Annotated in this window: 2 rRNA genes; both read left to right on the top strand. The window is 52.3% G+C overall.

Annotation, left to right across the window (positions count from 1 at the left end):
• Positions 1 to 1,021, top strand: a 23S ribosomal RNA gene (locus JOC49_RS13110); the annotation flags it as partial.
• A gap of 49 nt (positions 1,022 to 1,070) precedes the next feature.
• Positions 1,071 to 1,187 (top strand): 5S ribosomal RNA (gene rrf / locus JOC49_RS13115).
• The last annotated feature ends 1 nt before the right edge of the window (position 1,188 follow it).

Consider the following 1,188-nt stretch of genomic DNA (forward strand, 5'->3'; position numbering starts at 1 on the left):
GCACAGAACTGAAGCCCCAGTAAACGGCGGCCGTAACTATAACGGTCCTAAGGTAGCGAAATTCCTTGTCGGGTAAGTTCCGACCCGCACGAAAGGCGTAACGATTTGGGCGCTGTCTCAACAATGGACTCGGTGAAATTGTAGTACCGGTAAAGATGCCGGTTACCCGCAGCTAGACGGAAAGACCCCGTGGAGCTTTACTGCAGCTTGGCACTGGATAATGGTATATCATGTACAGGATAGGTGGGAGACAGAGAAGTTAGGACGCCAGTCTTAATGGAGTCGCTGTTGGGATACCACTCTTGGTATAACGTTATTCTAACTGTAATCAGTTACCCTGATTCAGGACAATGTCAGGTGGGCAGTTTGACTGGGGCGGTCGCCTCCGAAAGAGTAACGGAGGCGCCTAAAGGTTCCCTCAGCGCGGTTGGAAATCGCGCGAAGAGTGTAAAGGCAAAAGGGAGCTTGACTGCGAGAGAGACATCTCGAGCAGGGACGAAAGTCGAGCTTAGTGATCCGGTGGCACCGCATGGAAGGGCCATCGCTCAACGGATAAAAGCTACCCCGGGGATAACAGGCTTATCTCCCCCAAGAGTCCACATCGACGGGGAGGTTTGGCACCTCGATGTCGGCTCGTCTCATCCTGGGGCTGAAGTAGGTCCCAAGGGTTGGGCTGTTCGCCCATTAAAGAGGCACGCGAGCTGGGTTCAGAACGTCGTGAGACAGTTCGGTCCCTATCTGCTGTGGGCGTAGGAAATTTGAGAGGAGCTGTCCTTAGTACGAGAGGACCGGGATGGACAAACCTCTGGTGCATCAGTTGTCTTGCCAAAGGCACGGCTGAGTAGCTAAGTTTGGAAGGGATAAGCGCTGAAGGCATCTAAGCGCGAAGCCCCCCTCAAGATGAGATTTCCCATCCTTAAATGGAGTAAGACCCCATGAAGATAATGTGGTAATAGGCCTGAGGTGTAAGTGCAGCAATGTACTCAGCTGACAGGTACTAATAGGTCGAGGACTTGACCAAAACACAGAAAAATTATTAATAGTTGAAACAGACATATGCAGGAGACAAATCCGGTGACGATGGCGGAGGGGCAACACCTGTTCCCATCCCGAACACAGAAGTAAAGTCCTCCAGCGTCGATGGTACTTGGCGGGTAGCTGCCTGGGAGAGTAGAACGTTGCCGGTTT

It is taken from the genome of Fusibacter tunisiensis (assembly GCF_016908355.1).
Lineage (GTDB): Bacteria > Bacillota > Clostridia > Peptostreptococcales > Acidaminobacteraceae > Fusibacter_D > Fusibacter_D tunisiensis.